Source organism: Rhizobium sp. TH2, assembly GCF_024707525.1.
In the GTDB taxonomy this organism is placed as follows: Bacteria; Pseudomonadota; Alphaproteobacteria; order Rhizobiales; family Rhizobiaceae; genus Rhizobium_E.
On the sequence record NZ_CP062233.1, the window covers coordinates 154,457 to 174,222 of the forward strand.

The window sequence follows — 19,766 nt, forward strand, 5'->3', positions numbered from 1 at the left end:
ACTTAGGAACCGCCTTCTTCGCGCCACCGATCAAGCGCTTCAACCTTAACCTGAACGGGCGTGCTGTCGCCGGGGCCGACACTAGCGCCCCGCGCATTGAGCGCGGCAGTCAGCTCGGGTTCTGTAGTGACGCCCGACTGAAACAAGCTGATAAGAAAGCGCGCCGCGTCTCCGGTGGATTCCGGATCGACTTCGGCCTCCGTCCCACGGAAACCTGCCTTAATCAATATGGTATCAAGCATCGTTAGATTAGCCGATGTGAGGAAATGGCGGTGATTGGATACGGACATTGGTTTTCCTTTCAGTCTGGCACAGAGTTTTGGAAGTCACGCGCGCGCGCCATCATCGAATCACGGCTGTAAAGCTCGTGGATTGTTTCCTCGTCGGAAACGAGAGCCGCGTCCTTTTCGAGGGCCACGTCCAGATCCGTGGGCGCAACATCGATGAATTGCCTGACGGCTGTTCCAATGCCCATGGCAGGGATTTCGAGCACTGTCGAAAGCCGACGATAGGCCAAGAAGGACAGGCCCTCGATTAATTCCTCCTCTATCACGAGCTTGTAGGCTCCGGCCGGTTGGCTGGATATTTCCTTACCGACTGAAAAAGGGCGCCTGAAGGTTAGAAAGGATTCCACCGATCGGTTTGCCATCGGATTAGCCACCGGCCGCTGGGGCTATATTGTGCGCTTCGGAAACTTGGCCTGCGTAGCCTTCGACCATCATTCGCCCAATGGGCGACGTGCCGGAGCCATGGCGGAAAAGACGGTCGTGGGGCGAGGCCTGGTTCTTGCTCACTTGACCCCCGAAACGATAGCCGGGCCGTGTGCCGAGCATCATCAGATCGCCTGCCGCCAGCATTCTCATCGGCACTTCCACCGGGGATTTCGTGGGCAATTCCATCGGGGTCAGATCATCTACGAGCGCGGCATAGAGTCGGTGCTCTTCGATGATTCCGGCCTGGAAGTTTCTCAGCATCCCCATCGTTCGCGATATTATAAATGCCTGCATGATGGGAACGCGTTCCAGCATGCCAAGGTCATCATTTGTGAAATATTGGCGAAATTCGGAAGACATGACGTCCTCCTTCGGTTGGGGCTAGGGTTTCTGGTGTCCTACAAAAGCAGCGCCCGCTTTAAATGCTGCCAACGAATCCACGCTGCACTCAATTCGCGAACGAGGCAACTGAATTCCACATTGCGTTGCAGATCCGTGGTAGAACGTAGACGAGCTCTGCCCAGGACAGGCGAAGCGTGAAGCGACTGCACATGCTGCCTCCTTGCCCCGCTCTTCGGCGAGGCGTCATCGACCGCCTCTGATGTAGCGCAAAATTGCCAGAGTAAGGAATACAGGCCAGAACACGACCTCCGCCAAATCCATTGGCCACGATCACTTGGCCCTGCCGCCAACGCGGAAAACAAATGAAATCGGGGTAAGGTCACCTGCAACTCGCGGGTCGCAGGCTGTGCCAATACGGATCGACACGACAAAGTTCTTCTAATTGAACTCTCGTGAGTTTCGGTTCACTATGCTTCGGGCAAGGGCGCTTTCATGGCACAGGGTCACACACATGAGCAACCGATCGAGCTGAGACTTGCGCTGCGCTTTGCCAGGGTCGGGTACTACCTTGCGGCGATAGTAGGGGCCGTCTTCACGCCCATCGGATATTTCACCTTTCAATCCCCAGATTTCGCGATAGTCAGTATGTTCTTTGCACTGTGCTATCTTGTCTGTGCAATTATTGCGACGACGAAGGTCGCCGCCTGGGCCAGACTGCTCATGTGCATCGTCGGTGGCGCTCATTACGCGACGACTCTTTTCTTTGTCGGTCCGTACGCCGGACTTCAAGCATTCGTAGCCGTGCTGATGGCGATGCCGATGGTCATGTTTGCCCGCAGCGAGCTGCGGCTGATAGTGCCCGCCTATGCTCTACAGCTGTCCTGTATCATTGCTGGCGACGTCCTCGTGCACCGTTAGGGCGCACTGCTCGATCTGCCTTATGAGGCGCGACGGACCGCCTACTATAGCAATTTTCTCGCGGCCGCCGCGTTCATAACTTTCCTGCTGTACACCTACTCGCGATCTTCCATCCGCAACTATGTCAAGCTGCTTCATGAACGGGAGAAGACGGAACTGATGCTATATGAACTGGTTCCGGCTGTGATCGCGGACAAGATGATCCGTGGTCAAAGCATTGATGCTGAAAGCCATGGCGAATGCTCTGTCTTGTTTGCCGATCTTGTCGGCTCCACGGACCTAGCCGCGCATTTGTCGCCGATGCATCTGGTCGAAGTGCTCAACGGCATTTTCAGCGACATTGACCAGGCATGCGAGCAGAACGGCATCGAAAAGATCAAGACGATTGGCGATTGTTACATGGCCGCGACGGGTGTTTTTCCCGGCCAGAACGGGCTGGGAGCCCTTGTTGTCGTTGGACTCTCGATCATCGACATCGTCAACTCTTGGTCGGATCAGATCGGGCACCCGCTTGCCGTTCGCGTTGGCATCAGCACGGGTCAGGTCGTTTCAGGAGTCATCGGGCGCACGCGGCCCTTGTTCGACGTGTGGGGCCAGACGGTCAACAACGCCAAACTGATGGAGGCAAATTGCGACCCCAACAGGGTCCTGGTCGCGGAGATGACGCATTGGCGTGTCAAGTCCAGCTTCGAGTTTGAACCCGCGCGCTCCATCACAGCCAAGAACAAAGCCGTATTCAAAGCCTACCTCGTGACCGGCCCCAAGAAGCTCGACACAGGCGCATGAACGGAACCCCGGCCCGCCGCATTTTTTCTAGCAGTACCTCAAGGTCATCGCATCCATGTTGCCGCGTGACGTGAACTTGACCGTCAACCCGGTCGGCGAAATGACAGATGAGGAATTGCTTGAGCGAAAACGAGACCTCGACGAAGAGATTATGCCAAAGCTGTTAGATCGGCCAAAAACCCATTGATGTGACGATTTATAGGTTTTCAAAGCGCCCACGGGCGCGCGCGTTAGGTGATCCAATGATTTGCAGCGTGGCCGGGCTGTTCGGCGTCATTCTCTTCATTCGCTAGTTCGATCGGCGAAACCGCCCGCATCACCCCCAGACGACTAGCCACGCTGACCGACATAATCGACCACATCTCCTCGATGGCAAGCGCCTCATCAATCAATGGGTGCTCAAGGCCGAGTGCGTCGGACATCGCCAAGAAAGTCGCGTCGAACTGCCTGGCTTTCTCCTCCACATCGCGATACAGCTTGGAAACCGTGTCAAGGCTCGCGTCCTGATCGGTCAGCATAGTCGTGACGACATTCATTTTGATATTCGCGATTTCGCGCTGCTCTGTCATGCCGGCAAGCCAGTCGCGTTCGATTTCCTCGTCGACCACGACCATCAATCCGCAGCCCGCTTCGAGTAGCGCTCGCGTGCCCCGGCCTCGCAGGCGCTCAAAAGTTCGTCTGCGCCAACATGACCCATGCGATACTGGCGCATGATGAGGTCAGCAAGATCCTGTCGCGTCTCCTCGGTGTCGTAAAACCAATCCGCTGAGATGAGGGTGCCATATACGTGCTTGATCGATTGGAATTGCACCGGATCGATGCTCGTCGCTAGGGGAGTGGCATGCATGTCTGGCTCCATCATGTCTTGCAGCGGGACGACATACTGAACTGCGATTTCCACGCTAAATACGTCGAACCAAGTGAACCTGACATGCATGGATGGGCTCGAAGGGAACGCCAGCAGTCGCGCGCCTCAAAGCAGGGCTGCGTGAGAAGACCGGGGTAATCTTAGGCAAAGGCCTGCGCGCTTAAGTATAGAACGCGCGCAGGCGAGCTTTGGTTCAGATATCAGGCCGGCGAGCCGCTATCAGCTTAGGGGTAGACCGCCGACTGATCGCTTGTACTCTGAAGTGATTTGGTCGTATGCGCAATCGCTAAGATACAACGCGACAAAATATGCCAGTTCTACTTGGCGGCCTCAGCGACCAGCGTTGCCATCGCCGCACGGACCTCAGCTTGGGGCCAGCCCTCAGCGACCGCTGCCGCGATCAGGTGCGCGCCGCCGCCAGTCTTCATCATAACGAAGTTGCCCCGCAAGGCCGCCTGGCACGTGACAGCGCGATTTGGGTGTCTCCGGGGGAGCAATGGGGGAGCGATCGGCAGCATCGCGTCGTCCTTCCTACGCGCATTTATCTTCGGTTTTCATCGTGTGTGGCGGCGATCTGAAACCGCCAACTTGTACATAGATTCGCATACTTCGTGTTCGAAGCTTGTCACGAAAGTAACTTGCTGCCTGACGTCAGCCGGATGTAGCTGCAATCACAAAAAACCCGATCGTGAGCAACGCAAAGACACATGCTTTTAGCCTGGCGCCACGGTGGTTCCTCCTCTAGGCCTCCGGAAGGTTCGAGAACATGCAGAGCGAGCGAAAACGCGGCATCCGGTAGCTCAGTTGGAGTTCGCAGCCATATGCCTGTGGTCGCGGGACCTCACCAAGTGCAGGCAGTAGTCATCCATTGCGTCAGCAAGCGACAGCGCGGCGTCGGTCTCGCGCCAACCTGATTGCACCATCGCCAGAACGGCCTGCCGCGCAATGTCCCGCGCCTCGCTCGCAGTTGTTGATCTTGATGCTTTAATGAACTTTGGCATGCGCAAGTCCCTCCTTAGGTCTCGGCATTGATCGTCCCGGGCAGTGCGTGGATGCGTGGGCAGTGTAGTCCACCGGCTCTGTTTGCGCAGATCCAACTGCCCGGGATTTCACGATGCCACAGGTGAGGAGCGTCGCAACCGAAACCAATCCTTAACCTTACCGTCAAACGACTTTCCCAGCCTTGACCACATGCTGACTGCCATGCCATTTGTTTTGGGACGCGCCTGTTTCATTTTGATATCGCGCATCTGCACCTTGCTGGCGATCAAATTTGGCCGAGAAGCTCAGCGATTCGACAACCTCATCACATGATGGACAGTATGAGGCCTATCCCGATCGGGAAGGGCTGATCCTGCGCACGGGCGACCGGAAGCGAGGGGGCTCCTGTTTCGTTGTCGGACCCGACTGGAAAGGAGAGAAGCCCATCGCCATCAAGCAGGTCTTCATCTCCTTCACCTCGTTTGATTTGCCAACTTCGCACTTCTGAGAGTTGACAGCGGCATGGTCTACGGAACCTTTCCGGAGCCGATCCATTCTAGATGCACAGCTGTGGATCGTCCCCCGCCTCTTTTGACCACAGCCAAGAGCATCCTTCCCCCCGTGGGATGACTCCAGTCAAATAACCCGATGCCTTCCCCCTGAGGCGTCGGGTTTTTCATGGGAAGATTACGTTCGTTGCCTTGTTCATGCACCGAATACAAATGCTAGTCTATTGAATAATATATAAAATACTGAAGGGATATTTTTTCAGTCCACCCAATTATCCACCATGGCATTCGATGCTACCTGACACTTTTGACCAAAAGGGCCGCGCGGAGTTAGAGCTGTGGATGGCGGTGCGCTTATAAAGGGACGGTGTTTTCCGCAAGGGTCTTTGATTGTGCGCCGCCAATCGTTTGCAATGCGACTCCAGTCAGGAAAAAGAGCATTGCAAATGTTATGACTGCTGCACCGATACGGACTATCGAATAGGTGCTCATGCGTTCAAACCTCCGTCGTGAACGAGGGTAACCGGCCGCCAGAGTTTGTGCGTGTCAGGCGGTCGGCTCCTCAGGAGAGACGTAGTTGAACGCGGCAACCATCGACTGGTTCCGCTCTCAGGATCCGCCTCCGGCGACCCTGTGCAGTGAGGGTGGCTGGAGCGGGTAAGCAAAAAAGAACCGGCCACTGGGACCGGCAAAGTTTGGACGGGCTCATAATGCGGATCCCGGAAGGTTGTTCCAAGCGGCGCCCAATGGGAGTGACACCGGTTGCCATCTGATATCGATTTGGATAAGAAGAAGGCGCAGGAGCGCGCGGCCAAAATCTATGGAAACGCGATCGAGCTAGGTGCGATTGCGCCATGCTCCACATCTACGGCCTGGCACAAATGAGTACCTGAACACGCGCTGGTTTGGAGATTGCATTCCAACCCAATAGCCTACCGGCCGGCATCCGGCACTCGTGGGAGTAAAGTTATCTGGCTAGCGATGCGAACCGGGTTCGGGCGCGGCGCTCCAAGATATGGTCGTGCTCCTCCTGGGTCAGGTCCAAGCTGATCAAGTCGGGGGCGTCATTTTCGCCGACCTGCGACGCTGTGTGCGGCTCAAGTGTCTTAGAATCGCCGGCGATTTCCATCATTTCAGCGACTTTGGTTTCGAGGGCGTCCGCGCCGTGGGGAAACAGCCCTGCGGCGATGGCCTCGTCAAAAGTCCTCGCATTTTCGTTGTTATTGGTCATGCGCTTTACCTTTCGTGTGTGCGTTATGCGCCAGGCGTGGTCGCGCTGATCAGTGGTGTTGCAAGCTAGCGAGTATGAGCGCCATTCAAGGTGACACCAAGGCACGGTGGCCTCACTTCCCACTGACCTCAACGTGCCGGACCAAGGCTACGGCAAAAGAAATGGCGCGATTATGAGCGCGTTCTCGTGCGGGCTTTCATCCGATCCCAATAGTCCTCAACCGCCTTCGCAGCCTCAGCCGCCGATAGGCTATATCCGGCATTTGGCATGATAGGCGAGCCGCGAAATCGCGGAGGATAACTGCCAGACCACCGCCACTGACCTTTTTTCAGGCTCTCTCGGTCAAGTCGGATTCTTCCTGCGTTCATATCGCCATCAAACGCGCAGTAGTCTTCGAATGGCTTTCCATCAATGTCTTGTTCATCCTGCCAGGTTCGGCGCCAGCGGTATTTTTTCTGCCAGTCGTCAGCCATGATCAATCCGGATCATCTGCGGGGTCTGGTTCTTCGGCAGCAATTGCTGACTGGTTCTTCACGACCGCTTGCAGGGCGTTCATTGCTTCCACCGTGCTGTAGCCGGCGTCATTGGCTTCGGCCATCAATTCAGAGACGCGGTCATCCATGGTGGCTTGAAGTTCGGTCTTCCTATCTGGGTCATCGAGGGCGCGGCGGGCAAGTTTCATGGTCAATCCTCGCTGTTACGTCTGTCTCGAAAGAAGCGCTCTCGTTCCGCCTTGAGCTTGATAACGGACGCCTCGATCGATTTCATCATCGTTTTCTGGGCAGCCATGAATGCCTTCGAATTGGAAGACGGGAGCGAAGCCGCGCCCTTCATATGATCGATCGGGCGCGGCCGGCCAGGCCGGGTACTCTCTACATGTTCGGCCATATTGAAACCTCCGAAACTCAACTAACGCGAGTCAATCGAATCACTGGCGACTCGTTCCGCAAGAGAGAAAAGAATCTTCGAAACCGTGCAGACCCGACGATTGACTAGTCGGCATTGGATGCAAATATTTCTGACAAGGAGGCAATTCATGTCGATCAACTCGCCTCGACATCCTGGACCATACATTAATCGAGCCTTGGACTGCATGGCTGCGATAGAGCGCGATTTTCTTCGTGAGACTGTGAACTCGACAACGCCTTATGTAAATCTCGATCGAGTGTTGACTGAGATTGCAGAAGACGCGACCCGAGCCGGTTGGTCCGAACAAGAACTGACCGACGCAGTGCTCAAGCTTGCTTTGCGCTACAACATGAAGCCGCCCGTCAAGGGAATATAGGCGGCTGTCGGATGCATAAGGAGCGTTGATTGCCTTCGATTGCTGCCCCGGCCGACTGGGATCCATGTTTTCATGGGCGTCGGCCGGGGTGCACTCCGCGATTGAGGCGCGGAATTAGTCAATCTAGAACAGATACCGCAGCAAGCTTACTACGGTACCGCCGGCCATCGCGCTTCTTCCGACACCTATCAATGCACCCGCGCCAAGCACGACGAAAGCGATCCGCCGAAAACCCATTGGTATAAAAGCTTGCCCCCTGTCCTTCCTAGCCATGGTGGGACGACGATTACTTGTCGCAACAAGCTTGTAGGAGATATCTGGTTCGAGTTTTGAAGGAATTTTACTCATGATACACTCCGCTTGACGCCTGAAAATCCCGCCCAAATTGCCCGGCGGCGGTTCGTCCCTAGTCTTAGAACAAAATTGGGGAGCTCGGAACGCGCGTCCGCCTCTGTCTCTCAGGTTCGCCGTCTGTGCCATCGTTACGCATGAAATCATTAAAAAGCGCGATCAGCGTCGTGGCAAGATAGGCGTTCGACCAGCCCGCTGTCCGGCCCTCGTTAACAATGGCAATCACCAGAGGCTCCAAGGACTCTAGGGAGTTGGAGCGATGGTCACGGTTACGGGCGAGCATTGGAATTTGCCGCGTTCATTCCGGCCGAGGGTTCTTTGGAGAGATATACGCAATAATCATCGCAGGCATCAGCAAGAGCGAGTGCCGCTTCACTTTCGCGCCAACCCCCCATTACCATTTGGACAATCACTTGCCTGATTGTTGATCGGGCCTCTTTTTGACAATCGATAGGCCTTGCGAATGATGACGGCGCCGTCCTCGGCTCCCGAACTTTAATCCTCTCCAGCACAACGATTTCCTCCAGTTGCACTACTCAGCCGACTATTAACCCCTAAAATTCTAGGGGAATCCAGAAGATTTTTGTTTTGTACGAAAACGAACCAGGCGGTCGAACCAGCGAGCCGCACGAGGCGACTGGGGTAAAGCCGGACGACCGATTTTGATACGCTTGTGGATCGTACGCTATCGCACGGTTCGGGCTACACGGCGCTTTAATTAATCTGTGGCGAAATGGCGCCATGGTAAAGCGTCCGAAGCCTCCGTCCTCCGCGCCGTTGAAGCGCGATGTCGATCTGCCGTTAGTCTCACGGCCGATCGTTGCTCCCGATCCTCTCCAAGCGCGTCTCCCCTTCGATCCCATGCCGGCAAGGATAGAGCCGTGCCTGGCTCTATTCTCGCAGAAGGTCCCCAAGAGCGAGGAATGGCAATACGAGATCAAATGGGATGGCTATCGCCTCGCAATCCATGTCGAGCTCAACGGCATTCGCATCATTACGCGCGGCGGCCACAACTGGACTGACCGATTTCCCCCTATCGCAGCGGCGGCACGAGCCTTCAGCCCCAGGACGCTCATTCTTGACGGCGAGGCCGTTGTGCTGGACGAGCAAGGCCGATCCGACTTCAGCGCGCTCCAGAAGGCGCTTGGCGGGCGTGGTGGCAAGCGCAACGCGGGCGAGGCTGTCTTCATCGCGTTCGATCTGCTTTATCTCGACGGCCACGACTTGACCGTGCTGGGCCAGCACGAGCGCCGGGAGATGTTGAGGGATCTGCTCGAAGGCAATGAAGGCGCCATCAAGTTCTCGGAATCGATCGACGCCGATGGAAACGAGTTGCTGAAGCAGGCATGCGCCCTCGGCTTGGAAGGCATCATCGCCAAGCACGCAGACCGACCCTATAGATCAGGGCGCACTGGCGATTGGCTGAAGATCAAATGCGTCCAGAGCGACAGTTTCGTGGTCGTCGGCTATGAGCCATCCACTGCCATGCCCGGCGCCGTCGCACGGCTTCTCCTGGCAGCGATGAAGGATGGCAAGCTCGTCTATGTCGGTTCGGCGGGACTAGCTTCAAACACGCTCAGGCGCGCGAAATTAAGACGCTACTGGATGGGATGGTCACAGATCGGCCGGCTGTTGCGAAGAAGGGCAAGACGCTCGTGTTTGTTCGGCCCGAACTCGTCGCCGAGATCGAGTATCGCGGCTGGACCGATGACGCGAAATTGCGACACTCCTCATTCAAGGGGCTGAGAGACGACGCCGATGATGGTTCGGTCTATTCGCTCTGAATATCCTTCACCAGCCGCATCTTTCGTAGCCGCATCGTCTTTTCTAATCGCTCCCTACGGTCCTTCTCTTCCATCTCTCGATAGGCACGATCGGTCTCAGCCTTCCGCTTGTCGCGGCTTTCCCTACTGCTCGGCACCTTGGGTTTTTCCTCTTGCATTAGCAAACCCTTTCGGACCTGCAAAACGCGCCGCGAATATCTGGGTTCCAAGGAGGGTCCCGTCCTAGTCCTCGTTGAACGCCGCCATGACTATGAGTCGTCCAGGTATCTGAGCCATGTTTCCGAGCGGCCTTGCGCACTGCGAAAATTCGGCGACCCTGACAAAACACACGCGGGTGTCAATATTGCGTTACAGGGATCGACAGGCTGGCCAAACATCTTGTCGTAGATCGCCGACCCAAGGACAATCATCGGCGAGGCCAGCATTAAAGACCCAAGCAAGGTGACGAGAACCAAGAGAGCCACCACCCACAACAGTGTGACCTTGCGCATTGCGCACTCCTTTTCGCAAGTGGTCACTTCTGGGTATCCGGTTCGAATATCATGCCGCAGGGAACTAGAAGGCGCAAGCATCCACGTTTGACGAGGGTGTGCCTACATTCAGCAAATTGGATTGAATAATGTTGCGGGGGGCCACTCCTGAGAACAGCGCAGTAACAGCACGGATCGCGGCTCAAGGCGCAAAATTATTCCATTAGCCGCTCCAATATTTCGACCGGTTACTAGGTAAAAAGCCTCGAAAACTACAGCCGGGGAGTCTGGCCTGCGCGACGCGCCTAGCCGGAAACCAGCCTCATCCCTATCATCGAGATTTGGAATAAGACGTCTGATACACCAAAGCAATTAATGGGTACAGGATCAAGATGAGCTGCAAGAGCTTCGAGTTAAGTCCCGCCAATTCCAAAGGCCATCTGTCTGCGCGTACGGTGCTATGACCCAGATCCGTGCATCGCTTCAGCGCTCGACAACGCACGGCAGTGGTTTTGTCTTGCTGGAGGCCGTTCATCTGACGATTCTTCCTGGTTTGAGGTTATCGCGAAAGTTGCTTAGGTTTCTCTATATTAGTTTTGCTTGACCTTCTCCGGGGAGAGGTTCAACTTGGCTGCCGTTGATACTTCATAAAGGGAGAATGAAGTCATGGCAGTGTTTACATATGGCGCTGATTTGCCGCCCTTTTCGTCAGTTCACCAACTATACGATATCAACAGTCTGGACCTCATTGACGAGGGTAGCTCACAGGCGATTTTCGAAGACGAGAACGGGTATCAGATCGTTCTGATCGGCACAGGATTTACATATAATTCCGGAATCATGACCGGCGGTACGGTCACGGGCCTCAACCTGTTGGACGATCAAGGCGGTGACTTGCTGAGCGTGACAGGCACAAACTTCGACGTTCTGGATTTGATAGCGAAGTTCACAGATGAGCCGGATCTGTGGGAGTTCCTGAAGCTGCTGACGAGCGGTAACGACGTTTATCACGGCAACGACAATGGAACGGTCATCAGCCTGTCCGAAGACCATGGAAACGACGAGGTGTTCTGCGGCGATGGGGGGTCCTTTGTCGGCGGTTCCGAGGGCAACGACAAACTGCACGGCGGCGCGGACTGGGACACGCTCAGTTTCGAAGAGACGTATTGGCGCAATGACGCGACGATGGGAATTATTCTCAACGCCGCCAAAGGCACTGTCAGGGACAGTTGGGGCGACAAGGACACGTTTAATGGCTTTGAGGAATACGACGGATCCAAGTTCAAAGACCGGATAACCGGCAGCAAACGCGACGAGGCCTTCATGGGCCTCCAGGGAAAGGACACGATCGACGGCGGCAAGGGTTGGGACGATGTCCGGTATCAAAAGGATGAACAATTTGATGGTGAAAGCGGAATTATCGCGAACCTCGCCAAGGGTTTCGTGATCGACGGATTCGGCGACAAGGACATTGTCTCGAATATCGAAGGCGTGGTCGGCACCAACGAAGCTGACAAATTCGTTGGCTCGAAGGCCAATAACTTCTTCATTGGTCTCGACGGCGTCGACAGCTACGACGGCGGCAAGGGTTCTGGAGACATCGCGCGGTTCTTTTACTGGAATGACATCGGCCAAGGCGGCATCATCGTCGATATGACCCTTGCGACGGGTCAGGTCATCAATGACGGCTTCGGCAATACCGAAACCATGAAGCGTATCGAGGGGATCGACGGGTCGCAGTTCGACGACGAGATCAAACTCGGCAAGGCCAATGGTTGGATCTATGCTGACGAGGGTGACGATCGCCTGGAGGCGGGCACAGGCCAACAGTGGTTCTCGGGCGGTGACGGCGAAGATATTTTCGTATTCGCAGCGCTGAATACCCTCGGCAACAAGGACACCCGTGACGAGATCGACGACTTCGATCAGGGCCAAGGGGATCAGATCGACCTTTCTGGCATCGACGGACTCTTCTTCGGCGGCGAGGGAGCGTTCAGCGGTGAAGAAGGCGAGATTCGCTATACCATCGCTGACGAGAAGACGATCATCGCCATCGACACCGATGGAAACGGCAAGGCTAACTTCCAGATTCAGGTCGACAGGGCAGTGGAATTCGAGCAAGGAGACTTCATCCTTTCGCTCTGATACCCAGATGCCGCACTTCCCCTTCGCCCTAAGCTCGAGTCGCGAATTGGAAGCTTAGCTCATGCCCGGTCGCTCACGCGGTCGGGTATTTTGTTCCCAACTCTCAACAGCAAAGAATCGGCGACTCTGGAGCAAGCGCCGGTTCTGTTTGTGAATTAGCTGTTAGGGGTCTTGCTCATCAGGGGCGCTGAGCACGGCTATGGGTGCCGGACAGACCCTAACAAAATCTTACTCGATGACGGGGCTCGAATGTTTGTGCTCGCGTTGAAACCTAACCTTCAAAGGAAAGTTATAACTTCACAGGAGCGTGCCATGCCTCAGTTCTATTTCCACATCCGTGACCATGACAAATTAATCCCGGATCTTGAAGGTGTTGAGATGCCCGGCGCTAGGGCTGCGCTGGAAGAGGCCAAGGATGCCGCGCGAGAAATTCTCGCGGCTCAAGTTCGGCGCGGTGATGTCATCGACGGCCATGAATTCGAGGTATGGGATGAACTCGGCACCAAGCTTTTCACGGTGCCATTCAGGTCGGTGCTAAAGTTCGACTGACCTGGGGCTTTTCCGGGCAGAGTGGTGGCACGAAGTTATGCCTAAATGCTGGCTCTCCATCTGCGAAAACGGTCACGCTTGCTGCTTTACCATTCGCACAGGCATTTTCTGCAAACGCGATTGCTGCTCGCTCCGCAGACGCTCGGGATGAGAAGAAACAGACTAGGCGTTCGTTTCGGCGAACTTCCCATGCGCCACCGGCCGCCGCCAAGCATTCGAATTTGATCATTGGTAATAGTCAACCCGCACTAAAGAAGCCGCTAATATAGCGCGTCAACTATCATGATCAACTGCGAGCCTTCATCGAGTCCCAATATTTTTCCTTTCCGGCCTCAGCAGCCGTCGAGGCCGGCACTGATCCCTCTTAAGCGGACTCTCGGACAAGTCTTATCCTGCCGGCATCATGTCGCCATCGGCTGCGCAATAGTCCCCAAACGGCTTTCCATCGATGTCGTTTTCATCCGGCCAGGTGCGGCGCCAACGGATTTCTTTTGCCATTCAATGGAATGGTCAATTCGGCGGATCGTCTGCGGGGTCTGGGTCTTCTTCCAAAGCGATGCGCGCATTCTTGACGATCAGTTCAAGCGCCGTGAGAACTTCCTCGGAGCTGTAGCCGGCGGCGTTGGCGGTCGCCATGATGCCGATGATATCTTCCTCAATCAGGTCGAGCACCTTAATGATGCGATGGTTTGTGCTCATTCTCATCATGTCTCCCGTGCCGGAAAGGCGCTTCACACTGAGCTAATTGCCAAGACCCAAAATTCCATTGCAATCATCGCGAGGATGCACATCATTAGAGTTTCTTCTTCGCCCGGATCCGCGAACCTCAATCCTCGCTGTTTCGGCGGTCTCGAAAGAAGCGCTCTCGTTCCGCCTTGAGCTTGATAACGGACGCCTCGATCGATTTCATCATCGCTTTCTGGGCCGCCACGAAGGCTTTCGAGTTGGACGATGGGAGCGTAGCCGCGCCCTTCATCTTATAGGTCGGGCGGAGCCGCACGGGCCGGGTACTCTCTACATGTTCGGCCATGTCCAAGCCTCTGAAACTCAACTAACGCGAGTCAATCGAATCACTGGCGACTCGTTCCGCGAGCGAGAAAAGAATCTTCGCAACCGGACCTTGGTTCACTGTTCGATGATTGACTGTGCGCAAGCGTCTGCCAATATTGCGGATATAGAGGAGCTTCCATGGCAGATAATGAAGACGTGCCCCCCGATGCCACGCCCGGCTCCCGTCGCAAAGAGACGAATGATGCCTACGCCAAAATTGCTGAACAAGAGCGTCTGAGCAACGAATCGAAGAATATGCGGCGTCGCAGGATGAAGGAATTAGGGTGGCCGCCGCCGACCAACAGAGGGTGACCGTCGCGTGTTCTGTCGTTAAGCCAGCTTGCGTGTCCGCAGTTCATGGATGGCGCGGAGCGTTTCTCGGCGCGACCAACCTTCGTCCACGGCAGCTTCGACGAGGCCATTTGCCGAAGCTTCAAAGTTCGCCCTGAGTGAGGCGATGCAGGACAGACGGCGGTTGGGATGGCTTTTCGGTAATAAAGGCGGCGCGATGGGCAGCATTTGAAAATCCTTCAAGCGAAGGCCGCTCTGGAGCTAAAGACTCGGCTGACTGCAATGTTCCGGGGCCTTGGTAGGAAAGCTCCCCTTTAACAAGGCACGCAATGCGTGGCGCCATCGCACGGCTTCTGCTAGCTGCCAGGAAGGGCGACAAGCTCGTTTATGTTGGATCGGTAGGAACCGGCTTCAAGCACGCTCAGGCGCGCGAGCTAAAGACGTTGCTTGACGGACTAAGGACCAATCGGCCGGCGATAGCGAAAAAGGGCAAAACCCTCGTTTTCGTTCAGCCGGAACTTGTCGCAGAAATCGAATATCGAGGTTGGACCGATGATGGAAAGCTGCGACATGCCTCGTTCAAGGGTCTGCGGGAAATCCCAGATGAGGCAAATGTCTACAACCTTGATGAAACGAACCCGAACGGCCAATAGGCGGCAAATCAAACTTGCCGGGATGAGGTGCCTGGCTTGCGCCACGTCCGGGACTCGCGGGGACGAGCATAGTCTAACGCGGCTTTAGGAAATAGGTGTCGAAGGTGGAACTGATGGGCGAACAGTTGCGTTATTGCATCGTCATTTCTCCCTGGATGAGGACTCCGGCCCGGTCATGCGAAAGTGCGGCCGGGCTTTCTTCGGATATCGCGCGGCCTTACTAAGGAAGCACCTGCGGCTGAGGCTGCTGTGGCGACGAAGGGAAGTTCATCACAAGCGGCATATTGGCCTCCAAGCAGGCCGATATTAGTGCCTCTCGCGCTGCTTCGGTCGCGACCATACGCTTAGCGGCCGCGCGACAGAGATCCAGCGCTCGGCGATGATGCACACCGAACTTAACCGGCCATTCTTTCTCCAGAAAGTCGATCGTGTCTTCGAGCGAATGAAAAGTGTGCTGAAGACTATTTTGTAGCCTGACGGTGATCGGCTTACGCCAAAATGTTTCAATGACCTGCATTTCATCCTCCTTTGGCCATCAAAAACTAAGCGGATACTTAAATTTAGGGCGATAAAGAGCAAACGCAAGGCTCTGTACGAAAGCAGACAAAGCATGTCCGATCAGATCAAAACCGATTGCCGGCTTGACTCTTTTTCTATCTGAGAACAAAATGAGAACATATTCCGCATGAGCGGAGCATTTCACGTTGTCAGCGATAGGAGAACCGCCATGTCAGCGGCCGAACAATTGCGCCTGGATGTTGGCTCGTTCGAACGAAGCCCCCGTCAAGAAGTCGATCTCGTCGATGCGATGATATGCGCGTGTGGTGGCGATGCGCGCCAAGCGGTCCGCGAGTTGATGCTAGATGCCGACTTCCTGCGTGACCAGCTCTACACGGCCTCCCGGTTGATGAGCCAAGGCTATGGCCGGGGATGGAAGCCCAAATACGAGCGCCTGTCATGATGCGGCGCAAGGGCGAACTTTCCCAGGCAGGCATCGATCGAGGATGGCCGCATCAGATTGCCGTGCCGTATGATAGCTGTACGGGCAAGAATTACAATCCGCCTCACACTTTCATTCGCGGGCTGAGCGTCTGCGGGCGAACCCACACAGTGCTGCACGGCGACGAAAAATATCTCGTCTTCTGCTTCGCAGATGTCGCGGATGCGCTCCAGTTCAAGGAAGCCTTCGGAGGCATCCATTCTATCCCGAGGACAGGAAGGGTAGGAACTGGAACCGGCGGCCTGGGGATATCCACCAGCTGCAAAAATCATGCAATCCGTATGAGTGGTAGACGGGTGCCAGTATGCCGGAAAAGACGACCTTCACCTATCGCGAGAAGAGCTACACACTGTCTGACGCTGACCGCAATGGACAGATTATCGAGGCGCACTGTCGATACTGCAACCTCACGCACAATTTCCGGCCGGCTGACCTCATTGCTGTACTGGGTGATCAGAAAACCTATTCCATCGAAACCCATATGACTTGCCAGAAATGCAAGAAGAAGGACTATATATCGGCAAAGCTTCGAAGCTACGACGGGTCGTACATTGGAAAGCTACCGGTTCGAGAGTTGGTCGAAGTCTACTATGTGAAGAAAAGCAGGTGGAAGAACGGGGTGCTGTGAATGTGCAATCTGTATCGGCTGGACGCTCGCGATTGGACCATCAAATTCGTCCAGGACGCCCAGAGCTTCGACAACCTCGTCAACATGATGGACAGCTACGAGGTCTATCCCGATCGTGAAGGGCTGATCCTGCGCAACACCGCCTCCGGCCGCCGGCAACTGGCGCATGTTCGCTGGGGACTGCCCTCATCGCAGAAAGCTCTGATGGATGCGGCGGCGAAACGCGCCGACAAATTGCGCGCCAAAGGCAAGGAGGTTGATTTCGCCCAATTGCTTAAGATGGAGCCCGACGGCGGCACGACCAATGTCCGCAACACCAACAGTTCGCATTGGAAACGCTGGCTCGGCATCGAAAACCGATGCGTCGTTCCGTTCACCCGATTTGCCGAGCCCGATCATACCAGCAAACCGGAGTCCGGAAGGGTGCCGAATGCGTGGTTTGCCGTCGATGAAACCGAGCCCATGGGTATTTCGCAGGCATCTGGGTCGGGGACTGGAGCTGCGTCCGCAAGGTCAAGGAAGGGTCGGTCACATGCGATTTCTACGGCTTTCTCACGACGGAGCCGAACGGCGTGGTGGCACCGATCCATCCAAAGGCGATGCCGGTCATCCTCACGACGCCAGAAGAGATCAACATCTGGCTTACCAAGCCGTGGGATGAGGCGAAGGCGCTGCAGCGGCCCTTATCCGACGATCAGCTTGTCAAATTGGCTGCTTGAACCATCTTTTTGCTGGATATTTGTGGTCGATGTAACGAGTCCTTCTCGAACAGGCAGACACTAAGATGGCCGACGGTCCGATGAACTGGCTTGACCATGATCCGTTCCTCATTGTCGGAAGAGGGCCACGATACGTGCTGATTGGAGAGGAGGACGGCAGCTTTACGGTCATGGATCAGACGACAAAGGCGGCGGCAATCTGGAATAATCAGATGCTCTTTGGTTTGCCGTTCGATGAGGCCGATGACCTGCTCGAAACGATGAACCAGTTGACGAACGAAAATCCGTAGAGCGTAGTTGTGGTCGATCCTGCCCTAACTTTGGCGGCATGACGTGGCTGAGAAACGTTACCCAACGAGACATACGACTATCGGCTCGGTCATCGATGCTGGGCTAAAGATCCACGGCTTCTGTATGGATTGTGGTCATGACGCGGAGATCGACCTAGCCGAGGTCGCCAGGAAGCTAGGCCGCAAACACAGTTCGCTTCCGATGTATCTCGTTCCGAAAGTTCATTGCGATGTCTGCAAGAGCAAGAATGTCGGCACCTACCTTGCTGATAGCGAAGCAGATATCCCGGCTGAGCACCAAGAACATGTTGCGAAGGCGTGGCGCAGCAAGTTCACGCCGCCTGACACAGAAAACCAATAGTCGTCACTGCTCGGTGCTTTGCCTTTCGCGGGTCTTCATGCGATCGGATATCTTGGGCATTTTCGTCAAGGCTGCACCTACCGCGTTTTCTCGAAGAACTCATCCCCGAACTCTGAGCGAAGATATTCTGCCTCGTTGAAAGTCAGATCTTCCGCAGTGCTCTTCACCTTGTCAGAAATCTCGTATTTTTTGGTGGGATGAATTTTCTCCGTCAGAAGTGTGAAGTCCTCAAAACGTGGTACGCCAATATGGTCCTGCACGCGAGCTATTGTCCCGTGTGGATCTTTTCGGATGTCTGAGAACGGCATAATCAACAGACTATCTATGCCAAAGTGCGAACTCCAGAGTGGAATTCCGGTGCTATATCCGCCACGGCTTTCACTCTCTTGAATCCGCTTCAAAATGTTCAACCATTGCTCTTCGTTGGGCGCATCAATATCGGCTCGACCTGCCCACATGCGCATCTGAGACAGCAGCCGGTCGGCCGGCCGGCGAACAATCAAGATTAGCTTGGTCGGTCCAAGGAACTGCCGCGCATACGCCACCTGGCCTTCTCCCAGTTCCAAATAGCTAGGGGTAATATCACCCTTCTTGACCCCTTCGGCCATAGGCCAGGAATAAGCGGCCCGATACCAATCAGCGGTGACCACGGGGAAAGAGATCAGGTGTTTCAGGTAGCCGATGTATGCTTTATTCGATTTTGCTTTACGCCTTTCGCGTTTGATCGCCTTGTGAGCCAACTTGATCTGGCGTGCTCGTTGCGGAGCGTCGCGGCCGACACTATCAAAAAAGTGCAATTCATTGACGGGGGGCATAAAAACTTGGGGGTGTTCGAGCAGCACCTTGTTCAGCCAACTGGTCGCTGCTTTCTGTGCACCAATGCAAAGGAAGTCCGGCTTTGAAAGGGATTGCTTCTCTTTCTCCGTCATTTCATCATCGAATTGCATGTGTAAATCGCGCATTACGTCCCAGTATTCTTCAACCGCTCTCGCCGCCTCGGCAGCGGAATCAGCATATCCGCCGTTGGGCATGACGGGTGCCCCACGCATTGGCTTTGGATAGGCCCCTGACCACTGCCAAAGACCCTTTGTCGGGCCTGCGGGCTCAAACCGAATCCGGCCCGCATATTGACCATCAAAGCAGGAATAGTCTTCAAGCGGCTTGCCATCGAGCCCTCGGTCATCTGGCCAAGTGCGCTTCCACTCGTATTTCCTCTCCCAGTCTTCAGCCATTGCGAAGCCTTGCCAGCGTTAGGGGCCGAGTTCATTTCTTGCCCAGATATCGACGAGCATAGGCTTCGGCTGCTACGCGAGCGTCGTCACTGTTTTCGTACGTTCCCGCCATAGTAACGCGTCGATCGCCATAGAAGACCTCAACGCGCTTTGTCTGTGCGTCATACTTCACCCATACACTGTCGTTGCTGTCCGTCCGCGAATCCATATTGGAGAAAATAACATAAGCTCGCAGATCGGCAAGATTCACCTTCACAGTGAAGACGGCATTTCAATAAATCTGTGGCGCAATGGGCGCCATGGCAAAGCGTCCTGAATCTCCTCCGACTGCACCACTGAAGCGCGAAGTCGATCCGCTGGTCTCCCGGCCGATCGTCCCTCCCGGGCGCTCAGAGTGCGGACGCGTCGCCGCCTAGATTCAATACTTCGCGCTTCAGTTCCGCAATCTCCTGGTCAATCTGCATGAGCAATTGAGGTAGGGACCTGCTCTTGATCGGCTCCCGCAAAGAGGTATCGCCCTTTGCAATCATTTCTTCTATACGCTTTCGGCAAAGCGCGTCTTGGGTCAATTGAAGCTTGTCTACGAAAACCGCCAAGTCCCGTCCTCCCG

The 19,766-nt window shown here is 55.3% G+C and carries 31 protein-coding genes and 2 pseudogenes; 14 read left to right on the forward strand and 19 right to left on the reverse strand.

Annotated features, from left to right (window positions below; genetic code table 11):
* Nucleotides 1-2: 2 nt before the first annotated feature.
* The 3 genes from IHQ71_RS30870 to IHQ71_RS30880 are packed head-to-tail and all read right to left on the reverse strand — an operon-like array spanning nucleotide 3 to nucleotide 1,073.
* A complete protein-coding gene (locus IHQ71_RS30870; RefSeq protein WP_258163283.1) occupies nucleotides 3-290 on the reverse strand; it encodes a hypothetical protein in 288 nt (95 codons plus the stop codon).
* Between the two features lie 11 nt (nucleotides 291-301).
* Nucleotides 302-649 (reverse strand): hypothetical protein, encoded by a 348-nt coding sequence (locus IHQ71_RS30875; RefSeq protein WP_258163284.1) that lies wholly within the window; start codon nucleotides 647-649, stop codon nucleotides 302-304.
* Nucleotides 650-653: 4 nt separating this feature from the next.
* Nucleotides 654-1,073: a hypothetical protein gene (locus tag IHQ71_RS30880; protein WP_258163285.1), complete on the reverse strand. Its 420-nt coding sequence runs from the start codon at nucleotides 1,071-1,073 to the stop codon at nucleotides 654-656.
* 474 nt (nucleotides 1,074-1,547) lie between these two features.
* Between IHQ71_RS30880 and IHQ71_RS30885 the strand changes: the two genes are divergently transcribed.
* Complete coding sequence (locus IHQ71_RS30885) at nucleotides 1,548-1,973, forward strand: hypothetical protein (RefSeq protein WP_258163286.1); 426 nt, start codon at nucleotides 1,548-1,550, stop codon at nucleotides 1,971-1,973.
* Between the two features lie 159 nt (nucleotides 1,974-2,132).
* Complete coding sequence (locus IHQ71_RS30890) at nucleotides 2,133-2,759, forward strand: adenylate/guanylate cyclase domain-containing protein (protein ID WP_258163288.1); 627 nt, start codon at nucleotides 2,133-2,135, stop codon at nucleotides 2,757-2,759.
* 230 nt (nucleotides 2,760-2,989) lie between these two features.
* Here the strand turns inward: IHQ71_RS30890 and IHQ71_RS30895 are convergent, their stop codons facing one another.
* The 3 genes from IHQ71_RS30895 to IHQ71_RS30905 all read right to left on the reverse strand — a co-directional run bounded on the left by IHQ71_RS30895 (nucleotide 2,990) and on the right by IHQ71_RS30905 (nucleotide 4,628).
* Entirely contained in the window at nucleotides 2,990-3,373 is a 384-nt protein-coding gene (locus tag IHQ71_RS30895; RefSeq protein WP_258163290.1) for a hypothetical protein, read from the reverse strand.
* On the reverse strand, nucleotides 3,373-3,696 hold the full coding sequence (locus tag IHQ71_RS30900) for a hypothetical protein (RefSeq protein ID WP_258163291.1): 324 nt from the start codon (nucleotides 3,694-3,696) through the stop codon (nucleotides 3,373-3,375). Before IHQ71_RS30900 ends, IHQ71_RS30895 begins: the two co-directional genes overlap by 1 nt.
* Nucleotides 3,697-4,427: 731 nt before the next feature.
* A complete protein-coding gene (locus IHQ71_RS30905; RefSeq protein WP_258163292.1) occupies nucleotides 4,428-4,628 on the reverse strand; it encodes a hypothetical protein in 201 nt (66 codons plus the stop codon).
* Nucleotides 4,629-4,900: 272 nt separating this feature from the next.
* On the opposite strand from IHQ71_RS30905, the gene IHQ71_RS30910 reads away from it, so the two are divergent.
* The gene (locus IHQ71_RS30910; protein WP_258163498.1) at nucleotides 4,901-5,116 is read left to right on the forward strand and encodes a hypothetical protein; all 216 of its coding nucleotides are present in this window, start codon (nucleotides 4,901-4,903) and stop codon (nucleotides 5,114-5,116) included.
* A gap of 968 nt (nucleotides 5,117-6,084) precedes the next feature.
* On the opposite strand, the gene IHQ71_RS30915 is transcribed toward IHQ71_RS30910, so the two are convergent.
* From IHQ71_RS30915 to IHQ71_RS30930, 4 genes are all read right to left on the reverse strand, one after another.
* Nucleotides 6,085-6,348 carry a hypothetical protein gene (locus tag IHQ71_RS30915; protein ID WP_258163294.1) on the reverse strand — a complete coding sequence of 88 codons (264 nt, stop codon included), beginning with the start codon at nucleotides 6,346-6,348 and terminating at the stop codon, nucleotides 6,085-6,087.
* 170 nt (nucleotides 6,349-6,518) lie between these two features.
* A complete protein-coding gene (locus IHQ71_RS30920) occupies nucleotides 6,519-6,821 on the reverse strand; it encodes a hypothetical protein (RefSeq protein WP_258163295.1) in 303 nt (100 codons plus the stop codon).
* Nucleotides 6,822-6,823: 2 nt separating this feature from the next.
* A complete protein-coding gene (locus IHQ71_RS30925) occupies nucleotides 6,824-7,030 on the reverse strand; it encodes a hypothetical protein (protein ID WP_258163297.1) in 207 nt (68 codons plus the stop codon).
* Nucleotides 7,031-7,032: 2 nt separating this feature from the next.
* Nucleotides 7,033-7,236 carry a hypothetical protein gene (locus IHQ71_RS30930; protein ID WP_258163298.1) on the reverse strand — a complete coding sequence of 68 codons (204 nt, stop codon included), beginning with the start codon at nucleotides 7,234-7,236 and terminating at the stop codon, nucleotides 7,033-7,035.
* Between the two features lie 148 nt (nucleotides 7,237-7,384).
* On the opposite strand from IHQ71_RS30930, the gene IHQ71_RS30935 reads away from it, so the two are divergent.
* On the forward strand, nucleotides 7,385-7,633 hold the full coding sequence (locus tag IHQ71_RS30935) for a hypothetical protein (protein WP_258163299.1): 249 nt from the start codon (nucleotides 7,385-7,387) through the stop codon (nucleotides 7,631-7,633).
* A gap of 123 nt (nucleotides 7,634-7,756) precedes the next feature.
* On the opposite strand, the gene IHQ71_RS30940 is transcribed toward IHQ71_RS30935, so the two are convergent.
* Entirely contained in the window at nucleotides 7,757-7,981 is a 225-nt protein-coding gene (locus IHQ71_RS30940) for a hypothetical protein (protein ID WP_258163300.1), read from the reverse strand.
* 744 nt (nucleotides 7,982-8,725) lie between these two features.
* Here IHQ71_RS30940 and ligD point away from each other — a divergent pair.
* Nucleotides 8,726-9,768: pseudogene (gene ligD / locus IHQ71_RS30945) on the forward strand (non-homologous end-joining DNA ligase).
* Nucleotides 9,769-10,016: 248 nt separating this feature from the next.
* On the opposite strand, the gene IHQ71_RS30950 reads toward ligD, so the two are convergent.
* The gene (locus IHQ71_RS30950) at nucleotides 10,017-10,259 is read right to left on the reverse strand and encodes a hypothetical protein (protein ID WP_258163301.1); all 243 of its coding nucleotides are present in this window, start codon (nucleotides 10,257-10,259) and stop codon (nucleotides 10,017-10,019) included.
* Nucleotides 10,260-10,904: 645 nt separating this feature from the next.
* On the opposite strand from IHQ71_RS30950, the gene IHQ71_RS30955 reads away from it, so the two are divergent.
* A complete protein-coding gene (locus tag IHQ71_RS30955; RefSeq protein ID WP_258163302.1) occupies nucleotides 10,905-12,383 on the forward strand; it encodes a hypothetical protein in 1,479 nt (492 codons plus the stop codon).
* 312 nt (nucleotides 12,384-12,695) lie between these two features.
* A complete protein-coding gene (locus IHQ71_RS30960) occupies nucleotides 12,696-12,932 on the forward strand; it encodes a DUF6894 family protein (protein ID WP_258163303.1) in 237 nt (78 codons plus the stop codon).
* Nucleotides 12,933-13,442: 510 nt separating this feature from the next.
* Here IHQ71_RS30960 and IHQ71_RS30965 read toward each other — a convergent pair.
* Together IHQ71_RS30965 and IHQ71_RS30970 are read right to left on the reverse strand one after the other, a co-directional pair.
* On the reverse strand, nucleotides 13,443-13,631 hold the full coding sequence (locus IHQ71_RS30965) for a hypothetical protein (protein WP_258163304.1): 189 nt from the start codon (nucleotides 13,629-13,631) through the stop codon (nucleotides 13,443-13,445).
* A gap of 127 nt (nucleotides 13,632-13,758) precedes the next feature.
* A complete protein-coding gene (locus IHQ71_RS30970; protein ID WP_258163306.1) occupies nucleotides 13,759-13,962 on the reverse strand; it encodes a hypothetical protein in 204 nt (67 codons plus the stop codon).
* Nucleotides 13,963-14,120: 158 nt separating this feature from the next.
* Here IHQ71_RS30970 and IHQ71_RS30975 point away from each other — a divergent pair, with 158 nt between their 5' ends.
* Nucleotides 14,121-14,294 carry a hypothetical protein gene (locus tag IHQ71_RS30975; RefSeq protein ID WP_258163307.1) on the forward strand — a complete coding sequence of 58 codons (174 nt, stop codon included), beginning with the start codon at nucleotides 14,121-14,123 and terminating at the stop codon, nucleotides 14,292-14,294.
* Nucleotides 14,295-14,312: 18 nt separating this feature from the next.
* Here the strand turns inward: IHQ71_RS30975 and IHQ71_RS30980 are convergent, their stop codons facing one another.
* The gene (locus IHQ71_RS30980) at nucleotides 14,313-14,501 is read right to left on the reverse strand and encodes a hypothetical protein (RefSeq protein ID WP_258163308.1); all 189 of its coding nucleotides are present in this window, start codon (nucleotides 14,499-14,501) and stop codon (nucleotides 14,313-14,315) included.
* A 104-nt stretch (nucleotides 14,502-14,605) separates the two neighbouring features.
* Between IHQ71_RS30980 and IHQ71_RS30985 the strand changes: the two are divergent.
* Nucleotides 14,606-14,926 (forward strand): annotated as a pseudogene (locus tag IHQ71_RS30985) (ATP-dependent DNA ligase); the annotation flags it as partial.
* 220 nt (nucleotides 14,927-15,146) lie between these two features.
* Here IHQ71_RS30985 and IHQ71_RS30990 read toward each other — a convergent pair.
* Nucleotides 15,147-15,443, reverse strand: a complete 297-nt coding sequence (locus IHQ71_RS30990; protein WP_258163309.1) for a DUF982 domain-containing protein — start codon at nucleotides 15,441-15,443, stop codon at nucleotides 15,147-15,149.
* 210 nt (nucleotides 15,444-15,653) lie between these two features.
* Here IHQ71_RS30990 and IHQ71_RS30995 point away from each other — a divergent pair, with 210 nt between their 5' ends.
* On the forward strand, nucleotides 15,654-15,887 hold the full coding sequence (locus IHQ71_RS30995; RefSeq protein WP_258163310.1) for a hypothetical protein: 234 nt from the start codon (nucleotides 15,654-15,656) through the stop codon (nucleotides 15,885-15,887).
* 343 nt (nucleotides 15,888-16,230) lie between these two features.
* Nucleotides 16,231-16,554, forward strand: coding sequence for a hypothetical protein (locus IHQ71_RS31000; protein WP_258163312.1), 324 nt, complete (start codon nucleotides 16,231-16,233; stop codon nucleotides 16,552-16,554).
* A 186-nt stretch (nucleotides 16,555-16,740) separates the two neighbouring features.
* Here the strand turns inward: IHQ71_RS31000 and IHQ71_RS31970 are convergent, their stop codons facing one another.
* Nucleotides 16,741-16,953 (reverse strand): hypothetical protein, encoded by a 213-nt coding sequence (locus IHQ71_RS31970; protein WP_308737984.1) that lies wholly within the window; start codon nucleotides 16,951-16,953, stop codon nucleotides 16,741-16,743.
* Nucleotides 16,954-17,033: 80 nt separating this feature from the next.
* Between IHQ71_RS31970 and IHQ71_RS32135 the strand changes: the two genes are divergently transcribed.
* The 3 genes from IHQ71_RS32135 to IHQ71_RS31015 all read left to right on the forward strand — a co-directional run bounded on the left by IHQ71_RS32135 (nucleotide 17,034) and on the right by IHQ71_RS31015 (nucleotide 17,924).
* Nucleotides 17,034-17,273, forward strand: a complete 240-nt coding sequence (locus IHQ71_RS32135; RefSeq protein ID WP_374990087.1) for a hypothetical protein — start codon at nucleotides 17,034-17,036, stop codon at nucleotides 17,271-17,273.
* A gap of 65 nt (nucleotides 17,274-17,338) precedes the next feature.
* A complete protein-coding gene (locus tag IHQ71_RS31010; protein ID WP_258163315.1) occupies nucleotides 17,339-17,563 on the forward strand; it encodes a hypothetical protein in 225 nt (74 codons plus the stop codon).
* 43 nt (nucleotides 17,564-17,606) lie between these two features.
* Entirely contained in the window at nucleotides 17,607-17,924 is a 318-nt protein-coding gene (locus IHQ71_RS31015; protein ID WP_258163316.1) for a hypothetical protein, read from the forward strand.
* Between the two features lie 77 nt (nucleotides 17,925-18,001).
* Here IHQ71_RS31015 and IHQ71_RS31020 read toward each other — a convergent pair whose 3' ends face one another.
* The gene (locus IHQ71_RS31020; protein ID WP_258163318.1) at nucleotides 18,002-19,156 is read right to left on the reverse strand and encodes a sulfotransferase; all 1,155 of its coding nucleotides are present in this window, start codon (nucleotides 19,154-19,156) and stop codon (nucleotides 18,002-18,004) included.
* 389 nt (nucleotides 19,157-19,545) lie between these two features.
* A complete protein-coding gene (locus IHQ71_RS31025; RefSeq protein ID WP_258163319.1) occupies nucleotides 19,546-19,752 on the reverse strand; it encodes a hypothetical protein in 207 nt (68 codons plus the stop codon).
* Nucleotides 19,753-19,766 lie beyond the last annotated feature (14 nt).